The organism is Streptomyces sp. NP-1717, from assembly GCF_022695985.1.
Taxonomy (GTDB): domain Bacteria; phylum Actinomycetota; class Actinomycetes; order Streptomycetales; family Streptomycetaceae; genus Streptomyces.
The window spans coordinates 1-23,003 of the sequence record NZ_JAAPBF010000067.1; the positions used below are offsets into that span (position 1 = coordinate 1).

At 69.8% G+C, this 23,003-nt stretch carries 21 protein-coding genes and 1 pseudogene; 13 read left to right on the forward strand and 9 right to left on the reverse strand.

Going from position 1 to position 23,003, the window contains the following annotated elements; genetic code table 11:
- Nucleotides 1-707 (reverse strand): hypothetical protein (locus GXP76_RS16315; protein WP_242572245.1); only part of this gene is annotated, 707 nt, incomplete at its 3' end.
- 284 nt (nt 708-991) lie between these two features.
- Nucleotides 992-3,373: a hypothetical protein gene (locus GXP76_RS16320; RefSeq protein WP_242572246.1), complete on the reverse strand. Its 2,382-nt coding sequence runs from the start codon at nt 3,371-3,373 to the stop codon at nt 992-994.
- A 175-nt stretch (nt 3,374-3,548) separates the two neighbouring features.
- On the opposite strand from GXP76_RS16320, the gene GXP76_RS16325 reads away from it, so the two are divergent.
- The 11 genes from GXP76_RS16325 (at nt 3,549) to GXP76_RS16375 (ending at nt 13,777) form a co-directional block, all read left to right on the forward strand.
- Nucleotides 3,549-4,598: a LacI family DNA-binding transcriptional regulator gene (locus GXP76_RS16325; RefSeq protein ID WP_242572247.1), complete on the forward strand. Its 1,050-nt coding sequence runs from the start codon at nt 3,549-3,551 to the stop codon at nt 4,596-4,598.
- Nucleotides 4,595-6,193, forward strand: a complete 1,599-nt coding sequence (locus GXP76_RS16330; protein WP_242572248.1) for an FAD-dependent oxidoreductase — start codon at nt 4,595-4,597, stop codon at nt 6,191-6,193. Before GXP76_RS16325 ends, GXP76_RS16330 begins: the two co-directional genes overlap by 4 nt.
- 43 nt (nt 6,194-6,236) lie before the next feature.
- Nucleotides 6,237-7,508 carry an ABC transporter substrate-binding protein gene (locus tag GXP76_RS16335; RefSeq protein WP_242572249.1) on the forward strand — a complete coding sequence of 424 codons (1,272 nt, stop codon included), beginning with the start codon at nt 6,237-6,239 and terminating at the stop codon, nt 7,506-7,508.
- 2 nt (nt 7,509-7,510) lie between these two features.
- Entirely contained in the window at nt 7,511-8,500 is a 990-nt protein-coding gene (locus GXP76_RS16340) for a carbohydrate ABC transporter permease (protein WP_277993451.1), read from the forward strand.
- Complete coding sequence (locus GXP76_RS16345) at nt 8,490-9,332, forward strand: carbohydrate ABC transporter permease (protein WP_242572251.1); 843 nt, start codon at nt 8,490-8,492, stop codon at nt 9,330-9,332. Before GXP76_RS16340 ends, GXP76_RS16345 begins: the two co-directional genes overlap by 11 nt.
- A 12-nt stretch (nt 9,333-9,344) precedes the next feature.
- The gene (locus GXP76_RS16350) at nt 9,345-10,442 is read left to right on the forward strand and encodes a DUF3592 domain-containing protein (RefSeq protein WP_242572252.1); all 1,098 of its coding nucleotides are present in this window, start codon (nt 9,345-9,347) and stop codon (nt 10,440-10,442) included.
- Between the two features lie 55 nt (nt 10,443-10,497).
- A complete protein-coding gene (locus tag GXP76_RS16355; RefSeq protein ID WP_242572253.1) occupies nt 10,498-11,358 on the forward strand; it encodes a DUF3592 domain-containing protein in 861 nt (286 codons plus the stop codon).
- Nucleotides 11,359-11,708: 350 nt separating this feature from the next.
- Nucleotides 11,709-12,437, forward strand: coding sequence for a dienelactone hydrolase family protein (locus GXP76_RS16360; protein WP_242572271.1), 729 nt, complete (start codon nt 11,709-11,711; stop codon nt 12,435-12,437).
- A 130-nt stretch (nt 12,438-12,567) separates the two neighbouring features.
- Nucleotides 12,568-12,903 (forward strand): helix-turn-helix transcriptional regulator, encoded by a 336-nt coding sequence (locus GXP76_RS16365; protein WP_242572254.1) that lies wholly within the window; start codon nt 12,568-12,570, stop codon nt 12,901-12,903.
- A gap of 5 nt (nt 12,904-12,908) precedes the next feature.
- Nucleotides 12,909-13,352: an SRPBCC domain-containing protein gene (locus GXP76_RS16370; protein WP_242572255.1), complete on the forward strand. Its 444-nt coding sequence runs from the start codon at nt 12,909-12,911 to the stop codon at nt 13,350-13,352.
- A complete protein-coding gene (locus GXP76_RS16375) occupies nt 13,349-13,777 on the forward strand; it encodes a nuclear transport factor 2 family protein (RefSeq protein ID WP_242572256.1) in 429 nt (142 codons plus the stop codon). The genes GXP76_RS16370 and GXP76_RS16375 overlap by 4 nt, the downstream gene beginning before the upstream one ends.
- Before the next feature lie 58 nt (nt 13,778-13,835).
- Here GXP76_RS16375 and GXP76_RS16380 read toward each other — a convergent pair whose 3' ends face one another.
- Both GXP76_RS16380 and GXP76_RS16385 read right to left on the reverse strand, forming a co-directional pair.
- A complete protein-coding gene (locus GXP76_RS16380; protein WP_242572257.1) occupies nt 13,836-14,528 on the reverse strand; it encodes a response regulator transcription factor in 693 nt (230 codons plus the stop codon).
- The gene (locus tag GXP76_RS16385) at nt 14,529-15,710 is read right to left on the reverse strand and encodes a sensor histidine kinase (protein ID WP_242572258.1); all 1,182 of its coding nucleotides are present in this window, start codon (nt 15,708-15,710) and stop codon (nt 14,529-14,531) included. It lies immediately after the preceding gene.
- A 176-nt stretch (nt 15,711-15,886) separates the two neighbouring features.
- Here GXP76_RS16385 and GXP76_RS16390 point away from each other — a divergent pair, with 176 nt between their 5' ends.
- Entirely contained in the window at nt 15,887-16,198 is a 312-nt protein-coding gene (locus tag GXP76_RS16390; RefSeq protein WP_242572259.1) for a hypothetical protein, read from the forward strand.
- Nucleotides 16,199-16,262: 64 nt separating this feature from the next.
- Nucleotides 16,263-17,729 (forward strand): alpha/beta hydrolase, encoded by a 1,467-nt coding sequence (locus GXP76_RS16395; protein WP_242572260.1) that lies wholly within the window; start codon nt 16,263-16,265, stop codon nt 17,727-17,729.
- Nucleotides 17,730-17,898: 169 nt separating this feature from the next.
- On the opposite strand, the gene GXP76_RS16400 is transcribed toward GXP76_RS16395, so the two are convergent.
- The 5 genes and pseudogenes from GXP76_RS16400 to GXP76_RS35875 all read right to left on the reverse strand — a co-directional run bounded on the left by GXP76_RS16400 (nt 17,899) and on the right by GXP76_RS35875 (nt 22,908).
- A complete protein-coding gene (locus tag GXP76_RS16400) occupies nt 17,899-18,801 on the reverse strand; it encodes an LLM class flavin-dependent oxidoreductase (RefSeq protein ID WP_242572261.1) in 903 nt (300 codons plus the stop codon).
- Nucleotides 18,802-19,014: 213 nt separating this feature from the next.
- Nucleotides 19,015-20,247 carry a glutaminase gene (locus GXP76_RS16405; RefSeq protein WP_242572262.1) on the reverse strand — a complete coding sequence of 411 codons (1,233 nt, stop codon included), beginning with the start codon at nt 20,245-20,247 and terminating at the stop codon, nt 19,015-19,017.
- Between the two features lie 463 nt (nt 20,248-20,710).
- Nucleotides 20,711-21,550, reverse strand: a complete 840-nt coding sequence (locus GXP76_RS16410; protein ID WP_242572263.1) for an alpha/beta fold hydrolase — start codon at nt 21,548-21,550, stop codon at nt 20,711-20,713.
- A 108-nt stretch (nt 21,551-21,658) separates the two neighbouring features.
- Nucleotides 21,659-21,730: pseudogene (locus GXP76_RS16415) on the reverse strand (GNAT family N-acetyltransferase); the annotation flags it as partial.
- 152 nt (nt 21,731-21,882) lie between these two features.
- Nucleotides 21,883-22,908: an AraC family transcriptional regulator gene (locus GXP76_RS35875; RefSeq protein ID WP_242572264.1), complete on the reverse strand. Its 1,026-nt coding sequence runs from the start codon at nt 22,906-22,908 to the stop codon at nt 21,883-21,885.
- Nucleotides 22,909-23,003: the final 95 nt, after the last annotated feature.

Here is a 23,003-nt window from a genome sequence, read left to right on the forward strand (position 1 = left end):
GCCGCGGAGCCCGTACCGGCGATCCGCCCCGGCTCAGCCACGCGAACCCCCGCCTCGGCGACGCAGCGCTCGCACAGCGCGTCGAACTCGGGCCACTGATCCGGTCCCCGCCTCGCGTCCGCCATCACAAGCCAGACCGCCACCGGCACATGTACAGCCAGGGCGATCACGAACCAGAGCCCGCTCGCGTCCGGCAGGCGGGCGTAGAAACCGATGCCGAGGACGAGGACGGCGAACAGACCCCACACCGCCGCCCACCCTTCCCTCTTTCCGGGCACATCGCGCGTCCGGCGAACGGGGAGGGCGCGCCGTGCTGTCCGCCGCAGCTCGGAGCGGAAGCCCGGGAAGCGGGGCGATGCTCGCACCTCCTCCAGAGAGCCGCTTCCTCCGGCCTGGTCGACGGCCGTTTGCAGGGACGCCAGCAGGGGGTGCGTCTCCGGCCGTGTTTTCCGCGCCGCCCGGCGCCGGCCGTGGGAGGAGGGCCCGGCGGAGAGCAGCAGCATCCCGGCCTGTGTCGCGGCCCGCTCTCCTTCGAGGTGATACATGGCGAGAACGGGCTTGGCGACACCGGTCTCGAAGAAGCGTCCGATGGCCTGCCGGTCGCGCCGGAGCACATGGCGGAGCCGGACCAGCGAGAACGCCATGAAGATCGTGAAAGCGCCCGCCCAGACCGCCGCGAAGGCCCAGAAGGTCGGTAAGTCCGTCAAGAAGCCTGGCATCGGTTGCCCCCACTGTCCCTCGCCGATCCATCCGATCCATCCGGTCCGTCAGGGCTGCCGAGCAAGCGGTGTCCCCGGCTTCCAGCGTGGCAGGAACGACTCCCGCCGCACAGACGCCCGCGAACGCGCCGACCCGCCCCGGCACGCCGGCTCCGGCCTGATCCGATCCACCGTGTCGGACTGGTCGAAGGGCGGACGGCAGACGTCGGAGAGTTCGTCCGGGGGCGGGCGGATCGTGTCGCCGGGGTCGAAGAGGTCTCCCGTCCCTGGTGTCAGCGGTGACCGTCGGTTCGAGGTTCGCCGGGGCGTCGCGAACGGGCCGCCCGCGACAGGGTGTGGTGGCCCTGACCGTCCGTCCTGGGCGCGAGGCCGTGGTAGATCCGGGGCGCGCCGTCGAGTGTCAGCGTCACCTTGCCGCCGGTGACCGGGATCCGCCGGACCTGGCCGACCGCGTCCACCTCCTGTACGGCGGTCGTGGCGGCGACCACGACCGTGGTCTTGGTCGGCCAAGGGTCGGTCCATACCTCGGGGGCGGGGAAGTGCCAGTCGGTGCGCGGGCCGGCGGTGTTCAGCAGGTAGCCGTCGGCCCGATTCCACAGCACGACCGCGGGGCCGCCGGGTGTGTCGAACCACAAGCCGGACGTCCGCGGGTCGGCGAAGGTCAGCCGGCCCCGGAAGGTGGCCCGGTCGAGCGTGCGGGCCGCGGTCGCGTACGCCAGGAGTGACGGCTTCGGGCTGAGGTCGCGGTTCATCAGACCGTAGTGGTACTCGGCGTTGTCCGGGTCGGCGACCTGCGGCATGCCGAGCACGCTGTCGTGGAACTGGTACCAGCACACGGCCCGGATCCCCTCGGCCTTGGCCAGTGCGAGGGTCAGCAGTACGTTCTCGGCGGCATGCCGGTAGGTGTCGTGCCACCAGCTGTTGGGCTTGGTGGGGGCGTACGCCTCGGTCAGCCAGATCTCCTTCTCGCCGTGCTCGGCCATGAGTGCCTTCAGTTGGCGCAGGCCGCCGTAGAAGTTCCAGTAGGTGCCGTTGCCGCCGGTGGTCCAGTCGTCGCCCGGCGGTATGTAGTCCGGGGTGAAGTTGCCGCGTCCCGGGTGGTAGGCGAAGGCGTCGATCATGTCCCAGCCGCCCGCCGCGATGAAGTTCTCCACCCATGGCTTGTCCATGCCGGCCAGGCCGTTGTTCATCAGCTTGATGGTGTCGCCGGTGGCCGCCCGCCGGTCGAAAACCGGCCGTAGTGCCTTGTCCAGGTATGCCTGCGCGGCTTCGCCGGTGTTGAACGGTCTGTTCAGCTCGTTGCCGACCTCGAAGTACCCGGCGCCCGCACCGACCGCCACCGCCAGCTTTTCGGCGGCCCAGGTGGCCGCCTGGGCGTCGGTGACGTCCAGCGACGGCTGGAGTTCGATGTTGTGCCGCATGCCGCGGGCGTCGAAGGCGGCGGGCGGCAGCCCGGGGCCGCCGTCGTAGGCGATCCGGACCAGGCTGATGCCGGCCTTCTGCCAGAGGTCCAGCACCGCGTCGTCGCTCGGCCGTCGCAGCCACGGGTAGTTGGCGACGGCGAACATGCTGTCGGTGCCGGCCTGGTAGTCGTATGACGGCAGGACCGCGAGATTGGTCCGGGCGAACGCCTCGTCGTCACCGGATCTGACGACGACTTCGGCCAGTGCGATCCCGCCGGCCGGGGCGGTCAGGGTGAAGGTGTGCTGCCAGGTGGCGGCCGCGGCGACGCTGCCGGTCGTGGTCGTCTCGGCCAGCAGGGCGCCGTCGAAGCCGCGCACCCACAGTTCCAGTTCGACCGTTCTGGCCGCGCCGCCGTTGGCGACGAGGGCGGTGAGTGCCATCTGCTCGCCGGCCGACTCGTACAGGTTGAAGTCCCGGTTCGTGGTGAGTTCGAGGCCGAGTTCGCGGCCCCGGCCGATGGTGGCGGTGGCTGACGGCCGGGTCTCGGAGAAGAAGAAGTCGGCCCGGCTGGTCCAGCCTCCGGCGGGGTCGGCGACACCCGGCGCGTGCACCCAGGTCGCGTTCGTCCATGCCTGGCGGGACCGCTCCAGCAGGAACAGGCCGTGCAGCGTGGTCCCCCAGGCGGAGGTGTGCGCGACGCCGAGGGTGCTCTCGTACGGGATGCCCCCGCCGGTGTCGCGGACCCATTCGGTGATCGCGGCGTAGTCGTCGGGCGTGGTCGGCGCCTGGATCGCCCGGCTGAACAGGAAGCCGTCCGGGACCAGCGTGGCCGCCCCCGTGACGTGCCACTCCAGCACGGCATGGGAGGTGCCGACGCTGAACCAGCCGGTGACGGCGGTCGCTCCGGCGGCGGCGTCGAACGTGTAGTCCATCCGGATCGCCGGCGTCCCGTCCGGGAGCGCGCTCAGCGCCGGGGTGCCGCCGGTGGACACATGGATGCCGGTGACACTGTCCTTGACCTGGAACTTCGAACCGGCCGACCGGGTGACGCCACCGGCGTCACGGATGGCGAGCCTGCCGCCCGCACCGGCCAGCAGGCTGATGCCACCGGCGGTCAGGGTGACATCGCCGGCCGCGGCGTGCGCGGTGGTCGGGGCCGGCTCGGCGACGAGCACGACGCCGGCGGCGAGGGCCGCGCCGAGGAAGCCACGGCGGTTGAGGGTGGGTCGGGAGAAGCCTTCGGAGACCATCGTCCGCTCCTGTCCAGCGCTTGGCGGCGCAGGCTGATAATGCCTATTTTCAACTTGGTGAACGACACGTTTCCAGGTCGCTACCTTGGTGTCAACGGACTCTTGCCTTGTCAATCCCTCGTGCGTTACGGTCACGGCCAGCAGATGAAGTTAGGCATTATCAAATGGAGGAGCGATGTCGCCGAGACCTCGCCGTGTCACGCAGCGCGAGATCGCAGAGCTGGCAGGCGTCAGTCAGACCACGGTGTCGGTGGTGTTGAACGACCGCGACGACTCGAACGTGCGGGTCCCCGAGGCCACCCGGGCGCGGGTGAAGGAGGCCATCGAGCAGCTGTCGTACGTCGCGGATCCCGCGGCCCGCCGGCTCGCCGGCCTGGACAACCAGATCATCGGCGTCTTCACCTACGAGGCGGCCTTGTCCCCCGAGAGCATGGACTTCTACGGTCCGCTGCTGAACGGGATCGAGCGAGCCGCCGAGCAGATCGGCTGCGACCTGCTGTTCTTCACCTCCTCACCGGTCGAGAACGGCACGCGCAGCCTCTTCCACCGCAAGACCCGGCTGCGGCTGACCGACGGCTGCGTCCTGCTCGGTCAGCAGATGGTCGCGTCCGAGCTGGAACGGCTGGTCGCCGAGCAGTTCCCGTTCGTCGCGATCGGCCGCCGGGACGAGACCGCCGCCGCGGTGCCGTACGTGGCGATCGACTACATCACCCCGACCACCGCGCTGATCGATCAGGCGGCGGCCGGCGGGCACCAGCAGGCGCTGTACATCCACCGCGGCCGTGACTCGCCGACCGCCCGGGACCGGCGCGACACCGTCGAGGGTGCCTCGGCGGCGGGCAGGCTGGCCTTCCTGCTGGTCGGCGAGGAGCGGATAGGCGAGCTGCCCCGACTGGCGCGGGCGACCGGGGCCACCTTGATCATCGCGGAGGACGCGTTCCTGGCGGAGGATGTCGCGTACGCGCTGTTCGGCGCCGGAGTCGCCGTACCGGACGAGATCTCGCTCGCCGCACTCGGTGAGGTACGCGGCCATCGCGTGGAGGGCCGGTCCCTGGCCGGCTTCCACGTCCCCAGGCAGCAGCTGGCGGCCGAGGCACTCGATCTCCTCCAGCTTCTGATCACCACGGCCCCGCAGGAGTGGACCGGTCTTGACCGGGAGCGGCTGCTGGTCGCCGAGGTCGAGCCGGGGGACACGATCGTCGGGCGAACGGACGCGCCGTCATGACCGACAGGATCACCGCCGAGGTCGCGATCATCGGCGGCGGACTCGGCTCCGTCGCCGCGGCGCTGGCGCTGCTGCAACACGGCCGCCGTGTGGTGCTGACCGAGGAGTACGCCTGGCTCGGCGGGCAGCTCACCTCGCAGGCCGTGCCGCCCGACGAGCACATCTGGGTGGAGCGGTTCGGCGTCACGGCGCGCTACCGCGCGCTGCGGGAGGGCATCCGCCGCTACTACCGCGATCACTACCCACTGACGGCCGCCGCGCGCGCCGACCGGGAACTCAACCCGGGCCGTGGCCGGGTGAGCAGGCTGTGCCACGAACCGCGGGTGGCCGACGCGGTGATCACCGCCCTGCTCGCGCCGTACCGGTCGACCGGACGCCTCACCGTCCTGCACCCCGCGGTACCCGTCGCGGCCGAGGCGAGCGACGCGACGGTCCGTACCGTCACCGTCGCCGACCCGCGCACCGGGGCCGAGACCGTGATCAGCGCCGAGTACGTCCTGGACGGGACCGAGACCGGCGATCTGCTGCCGCTGACCGGGACCGAGTACGTCGTGGGTGCCGAGGGGCGGTTCGACACCGGGGAGCCGAGTGCTCCCGAGGCGGCCGATCCGGCCAATGTGCAGTCCATCGCGTGGTGTTTCGCCTTCGATCACGTCGCGGGTGACCACACCATCGCCAGGCCGGACGACTACGACTTCTGGCGCTCGTTCGAACTGCCCTTCTGGGGTGCGCCGATGCTGTCCTTCACCGCGCCCGACCCCCGCACCCTCCTGCCGGAGGAACGGACCATGAACGTCAACCCCGCCGGCGACGCCACCGGGGACCCCCGATTCGACGCGGGCGACCGGGATCTGTGGCAGTTCCGGCGGATCGCCGCCCGGCAGAACTTCGCCGACGGCTTCTACGACAGTGACATCGTGCTGGCCAACTGGCCCCAACTGGACTACGTCAGCGGCTCGATCATCGACACCGACGACCGGCAGCTCCACCTGGACGCCGCCAAGGCACAGTCCCGCGCCTACGTGTACTGGCTCCAGACCGAAGCACCTCGTCCGGACGGTGGCCGCGGCTGGCCCGGACTGCGGCTGCGCGGTGATCTGGTCGGCACCGCCGACGGGTTCGCGCAGGCCCCGTACATACGCGAGTCCCGGCGGATCAGGGCACTCACCACCGTCCGCGAGCAGGACATCTCGGTCAAGGCCCGCGGGGACGCCGGACCGGCCCGGTTCGACGGCTCGGTCGGGGTGGGGATGTACCGGATCGATCTGCATCCCTCCACCGGCGGCGACAACTACATCGACGTCGAGTGCGCGCCGTTCGAGATACCGCTCGGCGCGCTGGTCCCGGTGGCCACCCAGAACCTGGTGCCGGCCGCCAAGAACATCGGTACCACCCACATCAGCAACGGCGCCTACCGGCTGCATCCGGTCGAGTGGAACGTCGGTGAATCGGCCGGGGAACTCGTCGCGTACTGCCTCGAACTCGGCCTGAGCCCGCGGCAGATCGCGACCGACGAGGACCTCGTCGACCGACTCCAGGGCAGGTTGACCGCGGCCGGGATCGAACTCCACTGGCCGCACATCGCCGGCTATTAGCCAACTGAGGCGCAGCGCGCCGAGAGCAGGAAAGACCCACACCATGAACAGAGCAAGAAAGCTGCTCGGCGCGGTCGCGCTGACGACGGCGCTGACGATGACAGCCGCCTGCGGCGCGTCCACCGACGGGGCCGGGGAGTCAAAGGCCACGGACGTCAAGCTGCGGATGACGGTCTGGACCTCGAACGAGGACCAGCTCAGGCTGTTCGAGACGATCGCCGCCGCTTACCGCGCCGAGCACCCCGAGGTCTCCGCGATCACGTTCGAGAGCCTGCCCTTCGAGGACTACAACACCACCCTGACCACGCAGATAGCCGGCGGCAACGCTCCCGACCTGGCCTGGATGGGTGATCTGTCGACGGACCTGATCGCCGCCGACGCGCTGGTGGGGCTGACCGACGAGCTGAAGGCGACCGACGGCTGGGGGTACGACGACCTGGAGGACAGCGCGACCAAGGAGTTCAGCCGGGACGGCACGCTGTACGCCTACCCGTTCTCGACCTCGCCGTTCGCGCTGTACGTGAACACCGACCTGCTGGCGGAGGCCGGGCAGAAGATCGACCCGAAGGCCCTGACGTGGGACCAGGTCGCCGCCGCCGGTGCGGCCGTCCACGCGGACACCGGAAAGGGCGGTTTCGTCGTCCGGGACTTCGACTACAAGTCGTGGAACATGCTGGCCACGGTGTGGACCGGCTTCGGCGCCGCCGCGTGGAGCCCGGACGGCAAGACCTGCACCTTCGCCGACCCCGAGATGCGGCGGGCGTTCACCTTCCTGCACGACGCCGCTTTCAAGTCCAAGGCCATGCCCGGCCCCGGCACGACCGCCGACTTCTTCGCCGGTGACGCCGCCTTCACCGTGGCCCAGGTCTCCCGCGCCTCGCTGCTCACCGACAAGTTCGAGTACGCCCTGTACCCGCTGCCGGCGGGCCCGGCGGGGCGGTACTCCGTCATCGGCCAGGCCGGCGTGGGCGTTCTGGCCGCGGGCAAGCACAAGACCCAGGCAACGGACTTCCTCGCCTACCTGACGAATCCGGCGAACTCGCAGAAGCTGGCGCGGTTCTTCCCGCCGCCGCGCAAGTCTCTGCTCACCGGCGCGAGGCTCGCCGCCGACACCAAGGTGCTGACCGCCGCGCAACTCCAGGAAGCCGTGGTCGACCAGCTGCCCGACGCCGTCACCCTGCCCAACCACACCAGTCCGGCCGAGATCGCCCAGAAGGGCAAGACCGCTCTGGACGCGATGTGGAAGGCCGACGCCGACATCCCCGCCGTGCTGAAGTCGGTCTGCACCGCGATCGAACCGATCCTGGCCAAGTGACCATGACCGGCCTCACGAAGACCCTCGCGAAGAGCCGCACGAGGGCCCGTACGAGGACACCGGACCTCTCCCTGGCGCCGGCAGCGGTCCGGGAGACCTCCGGACCGCCGTTCTGGACGACCCGGCGCAGAGATGTGCTCGCCGGCTATCTGTTCATCACGCCGCAGCTCGCCGGAGTCGTGCTGTTCGTACTGATCCCGGTCGGCCTGGCGATCTGGTACAGCCTCAACGACTGGAACGTCTTCACCGGCGAACAGACCTTCGTCGGCGCCGGCAACTACGCGGCCCTGGCCGACGACCCGCAACTGGCATCGGTGCTGGGGGCGACCGCCGTCTTCTGCGGCGGGGTCGTGGTCCTGAACATCAGCCTGGGACTGCTGCTCGCCGTACTGCTGAACCGGCGCTTCCGCGGCGCGACGTTCTTCCGCACCCTGTTCTTCTCCCCGGTCGTCGTCTCCGTGGTGGCGTGGACCCTGGTCTGGGGCTTCCTGCTCCAGGACAACGGCGGCGTCAACGGGCTTCTCGGCGCTGTCGGCATCAAGGGGCCGAACTGGCTCCAGGACGGCGACACCGCGATGCTGTCGGTGATCATCACGCAGGTGATCCGAAGCGTCGGCGTCAACATGGTGCTCTTCCTGGCCGCCTTGCAGGGAGTGCCGACACATCTGTACGAAGCCGCCCGGATCGACGGCGCGGGGAGCAGGGTGATCTTCACCCGGATCACCCTGCCGCTCATCTCGCCCACGGTGCTGCTGACCGCGATCATCACCGTCGTCGGAGCGTTGCAGTCGTTCGCGCAGATCGCCGTACTGACCGGCGGCGGACCGGAGTTGAGCACCACCGTGCTCGTCTACTACGTCTTCCAGCAGGCCTTCGAGTTCAACCACATCGGCTACGGCTCGACGCTGGCCCTGATGCTGCTGTCCTTCGTCATGCTGCTGACATTGGTGCAGTGGCAGTTGCGCCGTAAGTGGGTGTTCCATGAGGAGTAAGCCGCGTTCCGTCCTCCGGCGGGCGTTCCTGGTGACGGCGCTCGGCGTCCTGGCGATCCCGTTCGTGGTGCCGACCGTCTGGATGGTGGCGGCTTCGGTGAAGCCGCTGCCCGAGATCTTCAAGGCTCCGCCGTCCCTGTGGACCGCCGACCCCACGCTGTCCGCGTACACCGAGGCGTTCAGCTTCCAGCCGTTCGCCCGGCAGTACGCGAACAGCGTCTACATCGCCGTCCTGGTCACCGTGATCACGCTGCTGGTCTCCAGCCTCGCGGGGTACGCCTTCGCCCGGATCCGCTTCCCCGGCGCGAACGCTGTCTTCCTGGTGGTGCTGGCCGGCCTGCTGGTGCCCAGCGAGGTGACGATCGTGCCCCTGTTCCAGATGTTCAGACAAGCCGGGATGATCAACACGCACTGGCCGTTGATCCTGGTCACCGCACTGGCCGGACCGTGCGTCCTGGCCACCTTCATCATGCGGCAGTTCTTCATCGCCCTTCCGGCCGAACTGGAGGAGGCGGGCCGGCTGGACGGCCTCGGCCGCCCCGCGATCTGGTGGCGGATCTTCCTGCCACTGGCCAGGCCGGCGCTGTCCGCGGTCGCGATCCTGACGTTCCTCACCTCGTGGAACCTCTACCTGGAACCCACCGTCTATCTCACCTCGCCGGAGCTGTTCACGCTGCCGCAGGCACTCACCCGGTTCACCGACGCCTACGGGGGCGACATGTGGAACACCCAACTGGCGGCCGCGACCATGACCGTCCTGCCGGTACTGATCGTCTTCGTCATCGCCCAGCGCCAGTTCGTCGAGGGCCTGGCCCACTCGGGACTCAAGTGAGGCCGGAACCGCATGCCGACGACCACCAGGGGCGCCGCGCCTCCCGCGCGGAACACGCCCGCCGACCTCGCCCGGGGACTCCTGACGGGTGGTGTGATCGGGGCGTCGCCGGCCGCCCTCGTCGTCGGCGCCGTCATCGAGAGCGTGCCGCTGCTCGTCACCGGCCTGGCTCTGCCCGCGGCGTACGGCCTGGTCTTCTTCCTTGCGGGTGCGCCGAGGCGCGCCCGGGAGGCGGCGATCGCGCCCCGCACGGCGCTCGCGGTGGTCGAGAGCATGGAGGCGGTCGGGGGCGAGGGGACCACCGACGTGGCGGTGCGGTTCGACCTGACGGTCGCGCCGGACGACGACGGCCCGGCGTACCGCGTCGCGTTCACGCAGGACATCAACGTCGCGGACCTGCGTGACTACCGGCGGGGCGGTGTCGTGGTGGTCCGGTACCCGCCGGAGAACCCGTGGCGGGTGAGGATCGTGAAGCGGCCGACGCCGGAGTGGGAGGAGCGGGCCGCCGGTGCCCGCGTCGACTCGGCTCCGGGGCCGGCCCTGGAGAGCGAGCCCCCGGAGGTCTCCGCCGTCGGCTTCGTCAGGCTGCTCGCCCTGCTGCTGGCCGCGGCCGGCGTGGTCCTGCTGTTCCGCGCCGACCTGTTCGACGAGGACGCGCCCGCACAGCCGCCGCCGCCGCCGTCGTCTCCTTCCTCTCCCCCGACCACAGTGAGGACGTCGGCCTCCGGTACGGTCACCCTCGGCCCGGACCGTTCGTTCCTCGACAAGGGCGAGCTGCGCGAGGCCGTCGCCACTCTCACCAGGGGAACGGACGCGCGCGGTGCGCTCACCGTCGTCGTACAGGATCGGCTGCTGTCGATCGTGTACGCGCCCACCGGCTCGCAAGCCCCGGCGTTCGACCCGGACTCCCTGCCGTACGACCGTTTCCCCGCCCTCGTCGAGGAGGCGAGGAGCAGCCCGGATGTCGGCACCCCGCAGACCTGGCAGCTCACCGTCGAACGCCTCACCGGCTCGCTCACCGTGCGGATCGGTGTGACGGGTACCCGGGGAACGTCCTGGCTGGAGGCGGACGGGGACGGCGAGGTGGTGCGGCGTACCCCGGCGCGCTGACCGGACGCCGCGTCGGCCACATCCCCACTGAGGAAAAGGAAGAAGGGCGGGACACATGGGCCTGGAGGGCTGTCTGGCGCTGTGGTGCGCGGTGTTCGGCGCCGTCGCGCTGGTCGGGTACGCCCGGTCGCTGGCCGGGATGACCCCGGCGCAACGGGCGGTCCGGGTCCTGGGGCGGATCGAGCGGGTCAGGGAACCCAGGCACGGCAGTTCCCAGCGCGACGGGATACCCGTGGTCGTCTCCTTCCAGGACCCCTCCACCGGTGAGGAGTTCACCGTGACGAACGACGACGACCACGGGGAGAGGATCACGGTGGCCTGGACGGGCCGGGAGATCGGGATCCGCTACCCACCCGGAAGACCGCACGCCTACCGGTTCGTCGGCGACCTCCGGGCGGGCCGGCGCGGGCTCGGGTGGCCGAACTTCGCGCTCTTCCTGGTCTACGCCGGACTGGTGGCCCACCTGGCGATCCGCTGGGGCTGGCCGTGGGCCCTGATCGGCTTCGGCATACCCTGGACCCTGTCCGGAGTGTGGTACATGCCCCCGAACGCACGCGTGGTGAACCGCCGTATCGACGCGCTGACCTCCCGGCCTCCTGTTCCGGGCCGCGTCATCGCCGTGCTGACCGATACCAGCATCGACGGCGACGGCGACACCACGACCAGCCACACGCCCGTCATCTCCTTCACCACCCACGAGGACACGACCGTCACCGCCTACTGCGCCGACCAACTGCCCGACCCCACGAACTCCTACGGCCGGAACGTCACGGTCCACTACGACCCCGACGACCCCGCCGTCTTCACCCCGGACCTCGATGCCGAAGACCGTTCCGGCACCCTCGACATCACCTGCGGCATCGTGGCGCTGCTTCTCGGAGCGGCGGCGGTCGTGGCCGGCGTGGTGCTGCTGTGACACACGAGGCTTCGGACCGTACGAACCCCTGAGCGTTCTCCGACCTCACGCTGATGCGTGGTGAAGGACGAGCACGGCCTTCACCACGGCGGTGATGTGGTCGGTGCCGCAGCGGAGCTTCCGCAGGAGTGGCAGGCGTGACTCCGACGCCGTGGTGTCCGGCCACGGTGCCCACGCGAAAACTTGTTGGCGGAACCGTGGCGGCCACTGCTACGTTTCCGGAGGCCGTGCGAGAGAGCGAGGAGGTGGTACCCGTGAACGTATCGACATGGGTGCTCTCCTCCGGGGTCACGGTCGGGCGATAGGTCGTCCGGGAGCGCCGTTCAATGGCACTCCCGAAAGGCACGACCATGCACTTCACTTCTGATCAGCGTCTCGACGACGGCGTCTTCGAGCGCGAATTCACCCTCGGTGAGATCCCCGGCATCCTGTGGACACCCGCATCCGCACCGGCGCCGCTGATCCTGCTCGGCCACCCTCCCCTGGGGCTGCGCAGGATGTACCCCGGACTGATGGCCCGGGCCCGGCACTCCGCGGCGGAGGGCTTCGCCACAGCCACCATCGAGCTCCCCGGAAGCGGCGACCGGCCCCGCTGGCCCGCCGCCGAGCAGGCCCGCGCCGATCTGCGCCGGGCGACGGAGGCCGGTGAGCCGGTCACCGACGAGATCATCGACGCGCTCATCCTTCCGCTGGTCGACAAGGCGGTCCCGGAATGGCAGGCCGCCCTGGACGCCCTCCTCTCGCTGCCCGAGATCGGCGGCCCGGTCGGGTACTCGGGAGGCGTGATCTCCATCGGGACCCGGCTGGCGGTGGTCGAGCCGCGCATCTCGGCCGCCGTTCTGTTCGCCGGGAGTTTCGTCCCTCGCGCCGTGTTCGAGGAGGCCCGGCAGGTCACCGTTCCGCTGCACGTCCTGCTCCAGTGGGACGACGAAGGGAACGACCGACAGGCCGCCCTGGACCTGTTCGACGCCTTCGGCTCCAAGGAGAAGACACTGCACGCCAACATGGGCGGGCACACGGGCGTCCCGCAGTTCGCGGGGGACGCCGCAGCCCGGTTCTTCACCCGACACCTGAAGTGACGCCGGGCCGTCGGGCCACCAGCAGACGGTAACGAGTGCCGAGCCCCTCACCGCTGGTCGGTGCCCGCCACGGGGCCAGAAACTTAAGTCTCCACTTGACTTTGCAGGACCGGTGGTTAAAGTTAAGTGCATGCTTAAGTGTGAGGGGGGCGGTCCCGACCGGGTGTTCCATGCGCTCGCGGACGGGAACCGGCGGGCGGTGATCGAGCGGCTGACACATGGGCCGGCCACCGTGAGCGAGTTGGCGGCCCTGCTGGGGGTGACAGTCGCCGCGGTCGTTCAGCACATACGGGTGCTGGAGGACAGCGAGTTGGTGCGGTCCGAGAAGGTCGGGCGGGTTCGCACCTGTCAGATCGACACGGCCGGTCTTCGCAGCGCCGAGGCGTGGTTGCGACGGCAGCGCACGGCGTGGGAGCACCGCCTGGACCGTCTCGGCACGGTCCTCGACGATCAGTCGAAGGAGTAGGAATCATGAATGATCACTCGGTGAAACACAGCACGTTCACGCTGGAGCGGATCTACGCCGCTTCTCCCGCCGCGGTCTTCGCGGCATGGTCCGACCGCGACACGAAGGCGAAGTGGTTCGCGGCCGGGGACGAGCGCTACTCGCTGGACTTCCGGGTCGGCGGCACAGAAGCCGTGCACGGCGGCGACGGGACCGGCCTCGTCGCGAGGAGCGAGTACCACGACATCGTCTCCGACGAGCGCATCGTCTACACGACGGCCCTGTTCACCGGAGAGGTCCTGTCGACCGTGTCGCTGACCACGGTGCGGTTCGCCCGGGACGGCGACGGGACCCGCCTGGTACTCACCGAGCAGGGCACCTTCCTGGACGATCAGGAACAGCCCGAGTGGCGCGAGCAGGGCACCGGCGACTGGCTGGACGCCCTCGGCCGACAGGTGGCCCGGCGATGACGGCGGACAGCGACCGGCAGATCCGCGAGCTGCTGGAGGCCCGCACCCGGGCGTTCGGGCGCCGGGACGCCGCCGGCGCAGCCGCCGGCTACGACGACGACCTCGTGCCGTACGACGTGGTCGGCCCGTTCGTCCGCCGCGGCGAGGACCCGACCGGCCGACTGGAGAGGTGGATCGCGTCGTACAGCACGGGGATCGGGCACGAGATCCGCGACCTGGAAATCACCGCCGGAGCCGATATCGCCTTCTGCCACTTCCTCGTCCGGATCAGCGGCACGATGCGGGACGGCACCGAGGTGGGCATGTGGGTGCGCGCGACGAGCTGCCTCCGCCGGCAGGGCGGCACCTGGACGATCGTGCACGAGCACGCGTCGGTGCCCTTCGACGCGGACACCGGCCACGCCGTGCTGCGCGGGGAACTGTGATGCCCCTCCAGCACCGGGTCCAGGAGGTCCCGGACGAACTGGTCGCCGTCGCCAGTGTTCACCTCGTTGCGGAGTCATCCCCCGCGTCGCGAACCAGGAGCGCGATCTGTACGCGGTTCCGGAGCGCCAGCTTGGCGAACAGCTTGCCGGTGTGTGCTTTGACGGTCGCGACGCTGATGCGCAGCCTGTCGGCGATCTCCGGGTTGTCCAGTCCGTCCGCGATGGCCCGAGCGGTTTCGAGTTCTCGTACGGTCAGTGCGGAGAGCCGATTCCGGGCGGCTTCCCGCGACGTGTGACGCGTGTGAGGGGACCGCGGACCGGTGGCCGCGGCGATCACTCGTGCCGTGGCCGCCGGCGACAACACGGGTTCGCCGTTCGCGACGCTCCGTATCGCGTCGAGGATCTGCGACGGGTGGGTGTCTTTGAGGACAAACCCGAGCGCTCCGGCGCGCAGTGCGCCGAGCAGTAGATCGTCGGAGTCGAATGTGGTCAGCATGAGCACCCCGGGTGGCACTGATCGGGCGAGAATTTCCCGGGTCGCGCTGAGACCGTCACGGCCGGGCATCCTTACGTCCATCAACACGACGTCCGGCCGTTGCTCATCCACCATCGTGATCGCGGCGTCCCCGTCGGCGGCCTCGCCGACGACGCTCAGGTCGGGTTCGCCGTCGATGCACAGTCGCAGCGCCATGCGCATCAACTGTTCGTCGTCGACGATGACGACACGTACCAACTCCCGCTCGGTGTCCACTCATACGCTCTTTTCGTGGGCGGGGCGCGGCCAGGGCAGCTGTGCGGTGAGTAGGTACCCGTTGTCAGGTGTGGGGTGATGGCTGAGCTTTCCGCCGGCGAGGTCGACCCGTTCGGTCAGGCCGAGCAGACCGAATCCAGACGCTGGTGGTGGCGTGATCCACGCGCCGGCTGAGGAGTTGTGGACACTGACATGGAGTTCGCCGCCCGCTGTTCCTTCGACAGTGATCCGGATGTGCGCGCCTGGAGCATGTTTGGCGGCGTTGGTCAGTCCTTCCTGTACGACCCGGTAACAGGTTCGTCCAACGACATCCGAGGGTGTTCCTGTCACGGTGGTGGTGAGCGTGATGTCCATTCCGGAGGTGCGGGCCTCGGCCACCAGGGCGGGGATTCGCTCAAGCGAGGGTTGCGGTGCTTCCGCGTGGCCCGGGTCGGCCCTGAGCACCCCGAGGACATCCCGTAGTTCTTCAAGGGCCTGGCGGGAACCCTCGGCGACGCCGCGGACCAGCACACGGCTCTCCTCGGCGCTGAGATCGCCGCGATGGTCAAGCACTCCGGCCTGTACGGCGACCAGGGAGATCCGGTGCGCCAGTACGTCGTGCATCTCGCGGGCGATCCGGTTGCGTTCCAGTGCCTGTGCCTGCTCCGCTCGTGCGTTCTGTTCCCGTTCCGCGAGCTCCGCCCGCTCTCGCAAGTACAGCACTTCGGCACGCCGCGCACCGATGGCCGTGCCCACGGCCACCGCGATGCCCGCGGTCAGCGCCGACAGCGCCAGCTGCACCCACGACGAGCCAGGTGAACTCTGGATCGGGTAGAACCCGAGTGCGAGCTGTGACGCGGTCACGTAGGCCAGCGTGACGACGCCGATCTCCAGCGGACGACGACGCGTGGAGATCGAACACAGCGCCACCAGCGCGGCGCCGGTCGCCAGTACCGACGCGGTCGAGACGATCGCGATCGTCATGGCGACGGCGAGCGGGAACCGCCGCCGCCATACAAGTGCCGTCAGGCAGCCGAGAGCCACCAGCGGATCTCCGGTGAGAAACCAGGAGTCCGTTTCCTCCCCCAGCCCGTGCAGCACCACACCGGTGGAGACCCAGGCCAGTACGCCCGCCGCCGTAGCAGCCGTGAGCCGCCAGGTCTGCTGCCACCATCCGAGCCCCGGCGTGTCCTTGTTGTTCACCCGGCCATTGTCGCGAACCCGTTCGGCCGTGAGTCGGACCTGCGGAGGATACGCACTGGACCAGGGTCGTACCACCACCTCGCACCAGGGTCGTACCACCGCCTCGCCCGGGGTCGACGCCGTTTCGGGCCGCAGGTCCGATGTACCGACCGCGCCGCACGGACAGACTCGCTCACGTGCCGAGACAGCCGGACACGGGCCGGAGAAACGCGATGCGCGAGGCGGGCCTCACAGCTCTTGAGGCGTTGGGGATGGTGACCATGACCCTGGCCGCCCAAACGGTGATCCTCGGTCTGCTCGACCCGGATTCGGAACTGGTGTGGGGCATCTTCGACCGGGTCCCCGGCGGCCGTACCGGCCGGATGATCCTCCTTGGACTGGTCGCGCTCGTCGCCGCGGTGGCCGGTGGCTGGGCTCACACCCGCCGCGCACAGGACACCGAGCGCGCCGGTGGTTCCGGCGCCATCCGCAGCCGGGAACCGGCCTGACGACCACGGCACGCAGTTGGCGGCGGGCGTTCCGCCCCCGTGTACCCCCTCAGGAGGACAGCAGATGCGCAGAACACTGGCTCTCGCCCTCGCCGCCACCGCGGTGGCGGCGACCGCGATACCCGGAGCGCGGGCGGCGGCGCCCGACGCCTTCCGGGCACCGGACACCGTGCGGTGGGGGCCGTGCCCGGAGGATGTCGCCGCACCCCGTCTGGAGTGCTCGACGCTCGAAGTCCCCCTGGACTACCGGCATCCGGACGGCCGGCAGATCGATGTCGCGATCTCCCGGCTGGCGAGCGAGAAGCCGTCGCAGCGCCGCGGCGTGCTGCTGACCAATCCGGGCGGCCCCGGCGCCGGAGGGCTCCTCTACCCGGCCCTTCTCGCCGCCGTCGGGCTGCCGCAGGAGGTGCTGGACTCCTACGACCTGATCGGCCTCGACCCACGTGGCACCGGCCGCAGCACGCCGGTGACGTGCGATCTGACCCCTGAACAGCAGGCACGCCGCAACTTCCCGCCGTACGCGCACACCGCGGCCGATGTCGCACGGGAGGCGGGGAACGCACGGACCGTCGCCGGGCAGTGCGCCACCTCGCGGACAGCGTGGATGCTGCCGCACACCACCACCGCGAACACCGCACGCGACATGGACCGGATCCGGGCGGCGCTGGGCGAGCCGAAGATCTCGTACCTCGGCGCCTCCTACGGCACCTACCTCGGAGCGGTGTACACGACGAAGTTCCCCGAGCGCAGCGACCGCGTCGTGCTCGACAGCAACCTGGGCCCCGGCGGTTACGACGTCACCGCCATGCGGTCGTTCGCCCGTGGACTGGAGGACCGCTTCCCGGACTTCGCGGCCTTCGCCGCCGCGCACCCCGAGTACGGTCTGGGCACCACACCGGAGCAGGTGACCGCGAAGTTCTTCGATCTGGCGAAGCGGCTGGAGGCGAAGCCGGTCCACGGCGTCGACGGGACGTATTTCCGCGGGCTGACATTCGAGCGCCTCTACAGCGATGCGCTCCTCCCTCAGCTGGCCGAGGACTGGAAGGCGCTCGACAGCGGGCGGCCGTTGCCGGATCCCCCGCCGGCGGGGGACTACGACAACTCCATGTCCGCCCGCTTGCACGTGATCTGCGGCGACACACGCTGGCCGGAGACTGTCCGGGATTACCAGCGCAATGCCGCGGTCGACCGGCTGCGCCACCCGATGCTGGGTGGGTCCACAGGGAGCATCGGACCGTGCGCGTACTGGCCGGACAAGCGGGTCGAACCGCCGGTGCGCATCGGTGACCGGGGTCCGTCGAACGTGCTCGTCGTACAGAACGAGCGGGACCCGGGGACACCGCTGGCCGGCGCTCGGAAGCTACGGCAGGCGCTCGGGCAACGGGCCACGATGGTGACGGTCGACGAGGGGGGCCACGGTGTCTACCTCGCCGGCCACAACTCGTGCGCGAACGACGCGGTGACGAGATTCCTGACCGACGGGCAGCGCCCGGAGCGAGACCTGGCTTGCGGGCGGGAACCGAGCAAGTAGCGGCCGCCGGGTGGAGGTGCGGACCGACCTCCCCCGCTGCCGGTAGCCCGAGGGTTACCGGCAGCGGACACCAAGGCGAGCTGGGCGGGGGCATCGCACATCCCCGCTCTGGCAGCACACCCGCGGTTCACCCTGGCCGGTGTGGCGACGCGGCACGAGGCGAACCGCGTCATGCGGCGCGTTCGGACCGGACCAGTTCGCGGGCGCGCGGCGCGACCTCGTGACCGAACAGGTTCAGGTCGGCGGGCTCGTCCGAGGCGAGGATGAACCCGGAAACGCCGAACCGCAGGGCGAGGTCGGCGATCTGTTCGGCCCAGTCGCCGGGAGTCCCCTCCAACAGCCCGCCGCCGGCGCCGGTCGTGAACCGGCCGCTCAGATTGAGCAAGCGGCTGACCGCAGCGGGCTCACGACCGGCGCCGGCGGCGGCCTCGTCGATCTGCTCGTTCATCGCGTCGAGCGATGCGGGGCCGTCGGGCAGGAATCCGAGCGAGGGCAGCCAGCCGTCGGCGATCCGGCCGGTCAGCCGGAGCATGCGCGGCTTGTAGGCACCGATGCGGATCGGAATTGGATGGGCGGGCGCGGGCCCCCGCTTCGCGCCGCTCACGCTGTAGAACTCCCCCTCGATCCGGAGGGGGCCGGACTCGTCGGTGGCCCACAGTCCCCGGATCACGGCCACTGCCTCCTCCACCGCCCGCACGGCTTGGGCCGGCTCCAGCCGGCGGCCTCCCATCGCGACGATGCCGTCCCAGAACGCACCCGCGCCGATGCCCAGTTCGACCCGCCCGCCGGTGAGCCGGTCCAGGCTCGCGGCGGCGCGGGCCAGTACGGCCGGGGGACGCAGCGGAAGACTCAGTACATTGCCGCTGATGCGGATCCGTTCGGTACGTGCCGCGACGTACGACATCAGGGTCCAGGTGTCCTGGAACGCCGACTGGTAGGGGTGGTCCTGGAAGCTGACGAGGTCGAGTCCGGCCCGCTCGGATGTCAGGGCCAGCTCCACCGGCGCCTGAGGCGGGCGGGCGGCGGGGGTGACGAAGCTGCCGAACCACAGTTCGTGGCCGTAGTCGGTCATGGGTTGCCTCCTCCGGAGTGGTTCGAGTGGAGCGTCAAGAAAGAGGATTGAGAGCGCGTCATTCGCGTGTGTTCCTTCGGCGCGTCAGTCGCCTTTCGGGGCCCGTTGAGTGACGGGCGGCCTGCCGAATGATCGGGTGACCGATGCCTGGGCGCGCCGCCGTCGCATGCCGGGTCGCCGACCGCGCCACGTCCTGGCTGGGGGTGGGGCCGGTCAGACAGCGTCCGGGTAGCTGCCGTCTCCCAGATCGGGGTTCGGCAGCACTCCCGAGGGGTCCCGGACGGCGACCTTGCGTCCGTCCAGCCGCAGTCGGCGCAGTCCTTCGAGCGACATGCGACGGCCGAGATCGGAGAAGGAATGCACCCTGGTGACGTCCAGAACCACGTCGGCCGGGCCGTCCGAGCCGGCCATCAGGTCCAAAAGCTCCGAAGCGGCGGTGAGTTGGACGTTGCCCCGCAGGGCGAAGGTGACCGTGTCCCGTGACTCGCTCACGTCGACGGCGTCGAGCCTGCCCTGGTCGGAGGCGAACAGGTGCATCCCCATGTCCCGGGAGAGCCGTTCGAAGGCGCGACGTCCTCGCTGGCTGTTGCCGTGGGAGTCCAGGCGCGGGGAGAAGGTTCCGATGCCCACCCGGTCGGGCAGGACGCCGACGATGCCACCGGCGACGCCGCTCTTGGCGGGGATGCCCACGCGGGTGAGCCAGTCGCCCGCCGCGTCGTACATCCCGGCCGCGGCCATCACGGCCATGACGTGCCGGGCGACGGCGGGGTCCATGATCCGTTCGCCGGTGACGGGCTGGATCCCTCCGGTGGCGAGGGTCGCGGCCATCACGGAGAGGTCCCGGACGCTGACCAGGATCGAGCACTGGCGGGTATATCCCTCGACGACGGCGGGCACGTCCCCGTCGAGAACGCCGTAGGTGCGCAGCATGTAGGCGAGGGCGAGGTTACGGTGCGCGGAGGCGAGTTCCGAGGCGCACACACGCTCGTCGACCCGCAGCTCCCGTCCCGCGAGGCGGGAGAAGAACGTCACGGCGCGGTCGACGCGGTCGCCCTGGCCGGCCTCCGCGCCGACCAGGAGCGAATGCGTGGTGATCGCTCCGGCGTTGATCATCGGGTTCTTGGGCCGGTGGGTCTCCCCTTCGAGGGAGAGCTCGTTGAACGCCTCGCCGGACGGCTCGACCCCGACGGCGTCCAGGACTCGGTCGAGGCCGCGATCGATGATGGCCGCCGCATAGGCGAACGGCTTGGAGATCGACTGGATGGAGAACTCCGTGTCGGCGTCGCCGGCGGCGTAGGTGCGACCGAGGGTCGTGGTCAGCGCCATACCGAAGGGTTCCGGATCGGCTTCGGCGAGCTCGGGGATGTAGTCGGCGTTGGCGCCACTGGTGTCGTCACGCAGGCTGTCGAGCACTTCGTCCAGGTAGTCGGGCACAGGAGTTTTCATGAGGCAGGTCCCTCTGTCACTGGCGGGAGAGGCGTCGCGGCAGGAGGCTTCGGTGTGCGCGTCGCCCGGCTGCCCCCGCTCTCGTCGGAGGCGGGGTGGTCATTCTCGTATGAAGGCTGTCTGTTCTCGTCGCTCCCTGAGGGCTGTGCCGTAATCCCCGGCGGGCGCGCGACGACAGCTACGGCACCTCGCCGCGTTGTCGGACTCGTCCAAGTACGTCCAGTACGAGCACGATCCTCCGCCTTGCGACGCACCGCACCAGACGCCCCGGGCTGATCCCCGAAGATCCGCCGGACAGGCCCTAGGGGGTGTCTTGCCGATCTTGCCGGGCTCGCGGTCCCTGGCACGCACGTTCGCCGCGTTGTCGTCGGTCGGCATGGCTCCGCCATGCCTCCCTCCTCCGCCTTGCGATCGCACGCACCAGACCCCGCTCCCTGATCCGGCCTGATCGACAAGACACCCCCTAGCCGAGGAAGGAGCGGAGGGCTGAATTGACCTCGTCCGCGTGCGTCCAGAGCAACCCGTGCGGGGCGCCCTCGATCTCCACGTACTGCGCCTTGGGCAAGTCCCGCCTGAATCGGCGGGCGGTGGCGTCGATGGGCAGGATCTTGTCGGCCGTGCCGTGCAGGATCAGAGCCGGTTTGCCGCTGTCGCGGACCGCTTCGACGTCGGTGCGGAAGTCTTCGATCCAGGCGGAGACGACCGCGTGGGCCGCCACGGGGGCACTCGATATAGCCACGTTCCAGCTCGCGGTGACGGCTTCCTGGCTGATCCGACTGCCGAGGTTCTCCTCCAGATCGTAGAAGTCCGAGAAGAACCGCGTGTACCAGGCGTACCGATCGCCTCTCGCCGCCGCCTCGATTCCGTCGAAGACCTCCTGCGGCACACCCTCGGGATTGTCGTCCCGGGCGACGAGGAAAGGCTCCAGCGAGGCCAGGAACGCCAACTTGGCGACCCTTTCATGGCCGAACCGCGATACGTAACGGGCGAGTTCACCCGTCCCCATCGAGAAGCCCACCAGGACGACGTCGCGAAGGTCGAGCGTCTCCAGCACGGTGTTCAGATCCGCGGCGAAGGTGTCGTAGTCGTAACCGGAGTTCACCTTCGACGACTTACCGAATCCCCGGCGGTCGTAGGTGATGACGCGGTATCCGGCGGCCAGGAGACTTCGCGTCTGGCGCTCCCAGCTGTGACCGTTCAGCGGATATCCGTGAATCAGGACGACGGGCTGACCCTCGCCCTGATCCTCGTAGTAGAGCTCGACCGGCGTGCTGTTCTCGGCCCCTACGGTGATGTACCCCATTTACTTCCCTCTTCCTGGTCGATCCGGGCGCCGAGGCCCGGCGGATCAGCCCAGGCACCCGCAGCCGCCCGCCTCGATGAGGGCGATCGCCGTGCCCGGTCCGGCTGTTCAGTGGCTGACTCTGCTACGGGACTGGTACAGCAGGTCCTGGTAGTCGGGGTGCCGGGCGATCCATCCCGCGGTCATGTCCCCCCAAGTCCCCCGCGTGGCTCTCGCCGCACGTTAGTGCAAGTCAGTTGATCCATCAACTTATTCCAACCGCGGGCGGGACCGGCCCGCTTACCGCACGGCATCGCCCATGACGGTCGGGCAGGTGCTCGGGATCCCGCCGGTTACGCCTTGGCGACACCCACCGCGGCACCGCTGGTACAACTGTCGCGGTTATGACGCGTGTCCGCGTCGCCGGCAGTGGCGTCGGCGGGCGGTGGCTGCCGTGCCTGGTTCCGGAACTGTGCGGGCGATGAGCCGACCACGCGGCGGAACGTGGTGCTGAACGCGCTCTCGGACAGGTAGCCCGTGGCCCGTGCGAGCTCGGAGATCGACAGGGTGTCGCGGGCGAGGGCGTCGCGCGCGAGGCCCATGCGCCATTGGATCAGGTACTCCAACGGCGGGACGCCAACGTGGCTCTTGAAAGCCTTGGCGAACGCGGAACGCGACATGTGGCTGATCTCGGCAAGCTCCTGGAGGCTCCAGGAGTGGGCCACGTCCGCGTGCACAGCACGTAGGGCGGCACCGATGCCGTCCTCGTTCAGGGCGCCCAGCCAGCCGGTGGGCCGGTCTGCCTGACCGGCGTGGACGCGCAGCATGTGCACGAGCAGGATCTGTGCGAGATGGTTCTGCACCAGCGGACCGCCGGCGGCGGCGACCCCGACCTCGGTGGCCAGGAGGTCGATCAGCTGCGCGAGCCGCCCGCCATGAGGATCGGCCACGCGGACCACCACGAGCGGCGGCAGAAGATCGGTCAGCAGAGCCGCGTTCCTGTCGTCGAAGGCGATGTGCCCGACGCAGAGGTAGAGGTTTTCCTCGGACTCCGGGCCGATCCGCACGAACCCGTCTTCGGCACCCGCCAACACCGGCTCCGCAGGGCGCGGGCTCGCGTCGGGCGTGCCGGCCAGCACGTAAGGAGGCGGGTTGCCCAGCATGAAGGTGTCACCCTCCCGCAGGACCACCGGCTCATGCCCTTCGAGGATCAACCAGCAGGTGCCGCGCACGACGCCCCCGATCCGCACGTGCGGGAACGGCTCGAAGCGCAGGGCCCACTCCCCCGCGGCCAGGAGACTGGGCCCGATCACCGTGCGGGGCCGGAGCAGGCCGATCGCGTCAGCCACTGGATCCCCAAAGCCGAGCACCGACGGCACCTCCTGGACGATACGTAAAGAAATGCGGACTCCGCATCATGGATAGTATCCACGATCTCCCGCAGGATCGATATCGAACGGATCGGGATCGAGAG

What these genes read in the sequence shown, in the direction of transcription:
- GXP76_RS16320 (WP_242572246.1), bottom strand. Translation starts at nt 3,373, where the DNA reads ATGGTCTCCGAAGGCTTCTCCCGACCCACCCTCAACCGCCGTGGCTTC.
- GXP76_RS16325 (WP_242572247.1), top strand. Translation starts at nt 3,549, where the DNA reads ATGTCGCCGAGACCTCGCCGTGTCACGCAGCGCGAGATCGCAGAGCTG.
- GXP76_RS16330 (WP_242572248.1), top strand. Translation starts at nt 4,595, where the DNA reads ATGACCGACAGGATCACCGCCGAGGTCGCGATCATCGGCGGCGGACTC.
- GXP76_RS16335 (WP_242572249.1), top strand. Translation starts at nt 6,237, where the DNA reads ATGAACAGAGCAAGAAAGCTGCTCGGCGCGGTCGCGCTGACGACGGCG.
- GXP76_RS16340 (WP_277993451.1), top strand. Translation starts at nt 7,511, where the DNA reads ATGACCGGCCTCACGAAGACCCTCGCGAAGAGCCGCACGAGGGCCCGT.
- GXP76_RS16345 (WP_242572251.1), top strand. Translation starts at nt 8,490, where the DNA reads ATGAGGAGTAAGCCGCGTTCCGTCCTCCGGCGGGCGTTCCTGGTGACG.
- GXP76_RS16350 (WP_242572252.1), top strand. Translation starts at nt 9,345, where the DNA reads ATGCCGACGACCACCAGGGGCGCCGCGCCTCCCGCGCGGAACACGCCC.
- GXP76_RS16355 (WP_242572253.1), top strand. Translation starts at nt 10,498, where the DNA reads ATGGGCCTGGAGGGCTGTCTGGCGCTGTGGTGCGCGGTGTTCGGCGCC.
- GXP76_RS16360 (WP_242572271.1), top strand. Translation starts at nt 11,709, where the DNA reads ATGCACTTCACTTCTGATCAGCGTCTCGACGACGGCGTCTTCGAGCGC.
- GXP76_RS16365 (WP_242572254.1), top strand. Translation starts at nt 12,568, where the DNA reads ATGCTTAAGTGTGAGGGGGGCGGTCCCGACCGGGTGTTCCATGCGCTC.
- GXP76_RS16370 (WP_242572255.1), top strand. Translation starts at nt 12,909, where the DNA reads ATGAATGATCACTCGGTGAAACACAGCACGTTCACGCTGGAGCGGATC.
- GXP76_RS16375 (WP_242572256.1), top strand. Translation starts at nt 13,349, where the DNA reads ATGACGGCGGACAGCGACCGGCAGATCCGCGAGCTGCTGGAGGCCCGC.
- GXP76_RS16395 (WP_242572260.1), top strand. Translation starts at nt 16,263, where the DNA reads ATGCGCAGAACACTGGCTCTCGCCCTCGCCGCCACCGCGGTGGCGGCG.
- GXP76_RS16400 (WP_242572261.1), bottom strand. Translation starts at nt 18,801, where the DNA reads ATGACCGACTACGGCCACGAACTGTGGTTCGGCAGCTTCGTCACCCCC.
- GXP76_RS16405 (WP_242572262.1), bottom strand. Translation starts at nt 20,247, where the DNA reads ATGAAAACTCCTGTGCCCGACTACCTGGACGAAGTGCTCGACAGCCTG.
- GXP76_RS16410 (WP_242572263.1), bottom strand. Translation starts at nt 21,550, where the DNA reads ATGGGGTACATCACCGTAGGGGCCGAGAACAGCACGCCGGTCGAGCTC.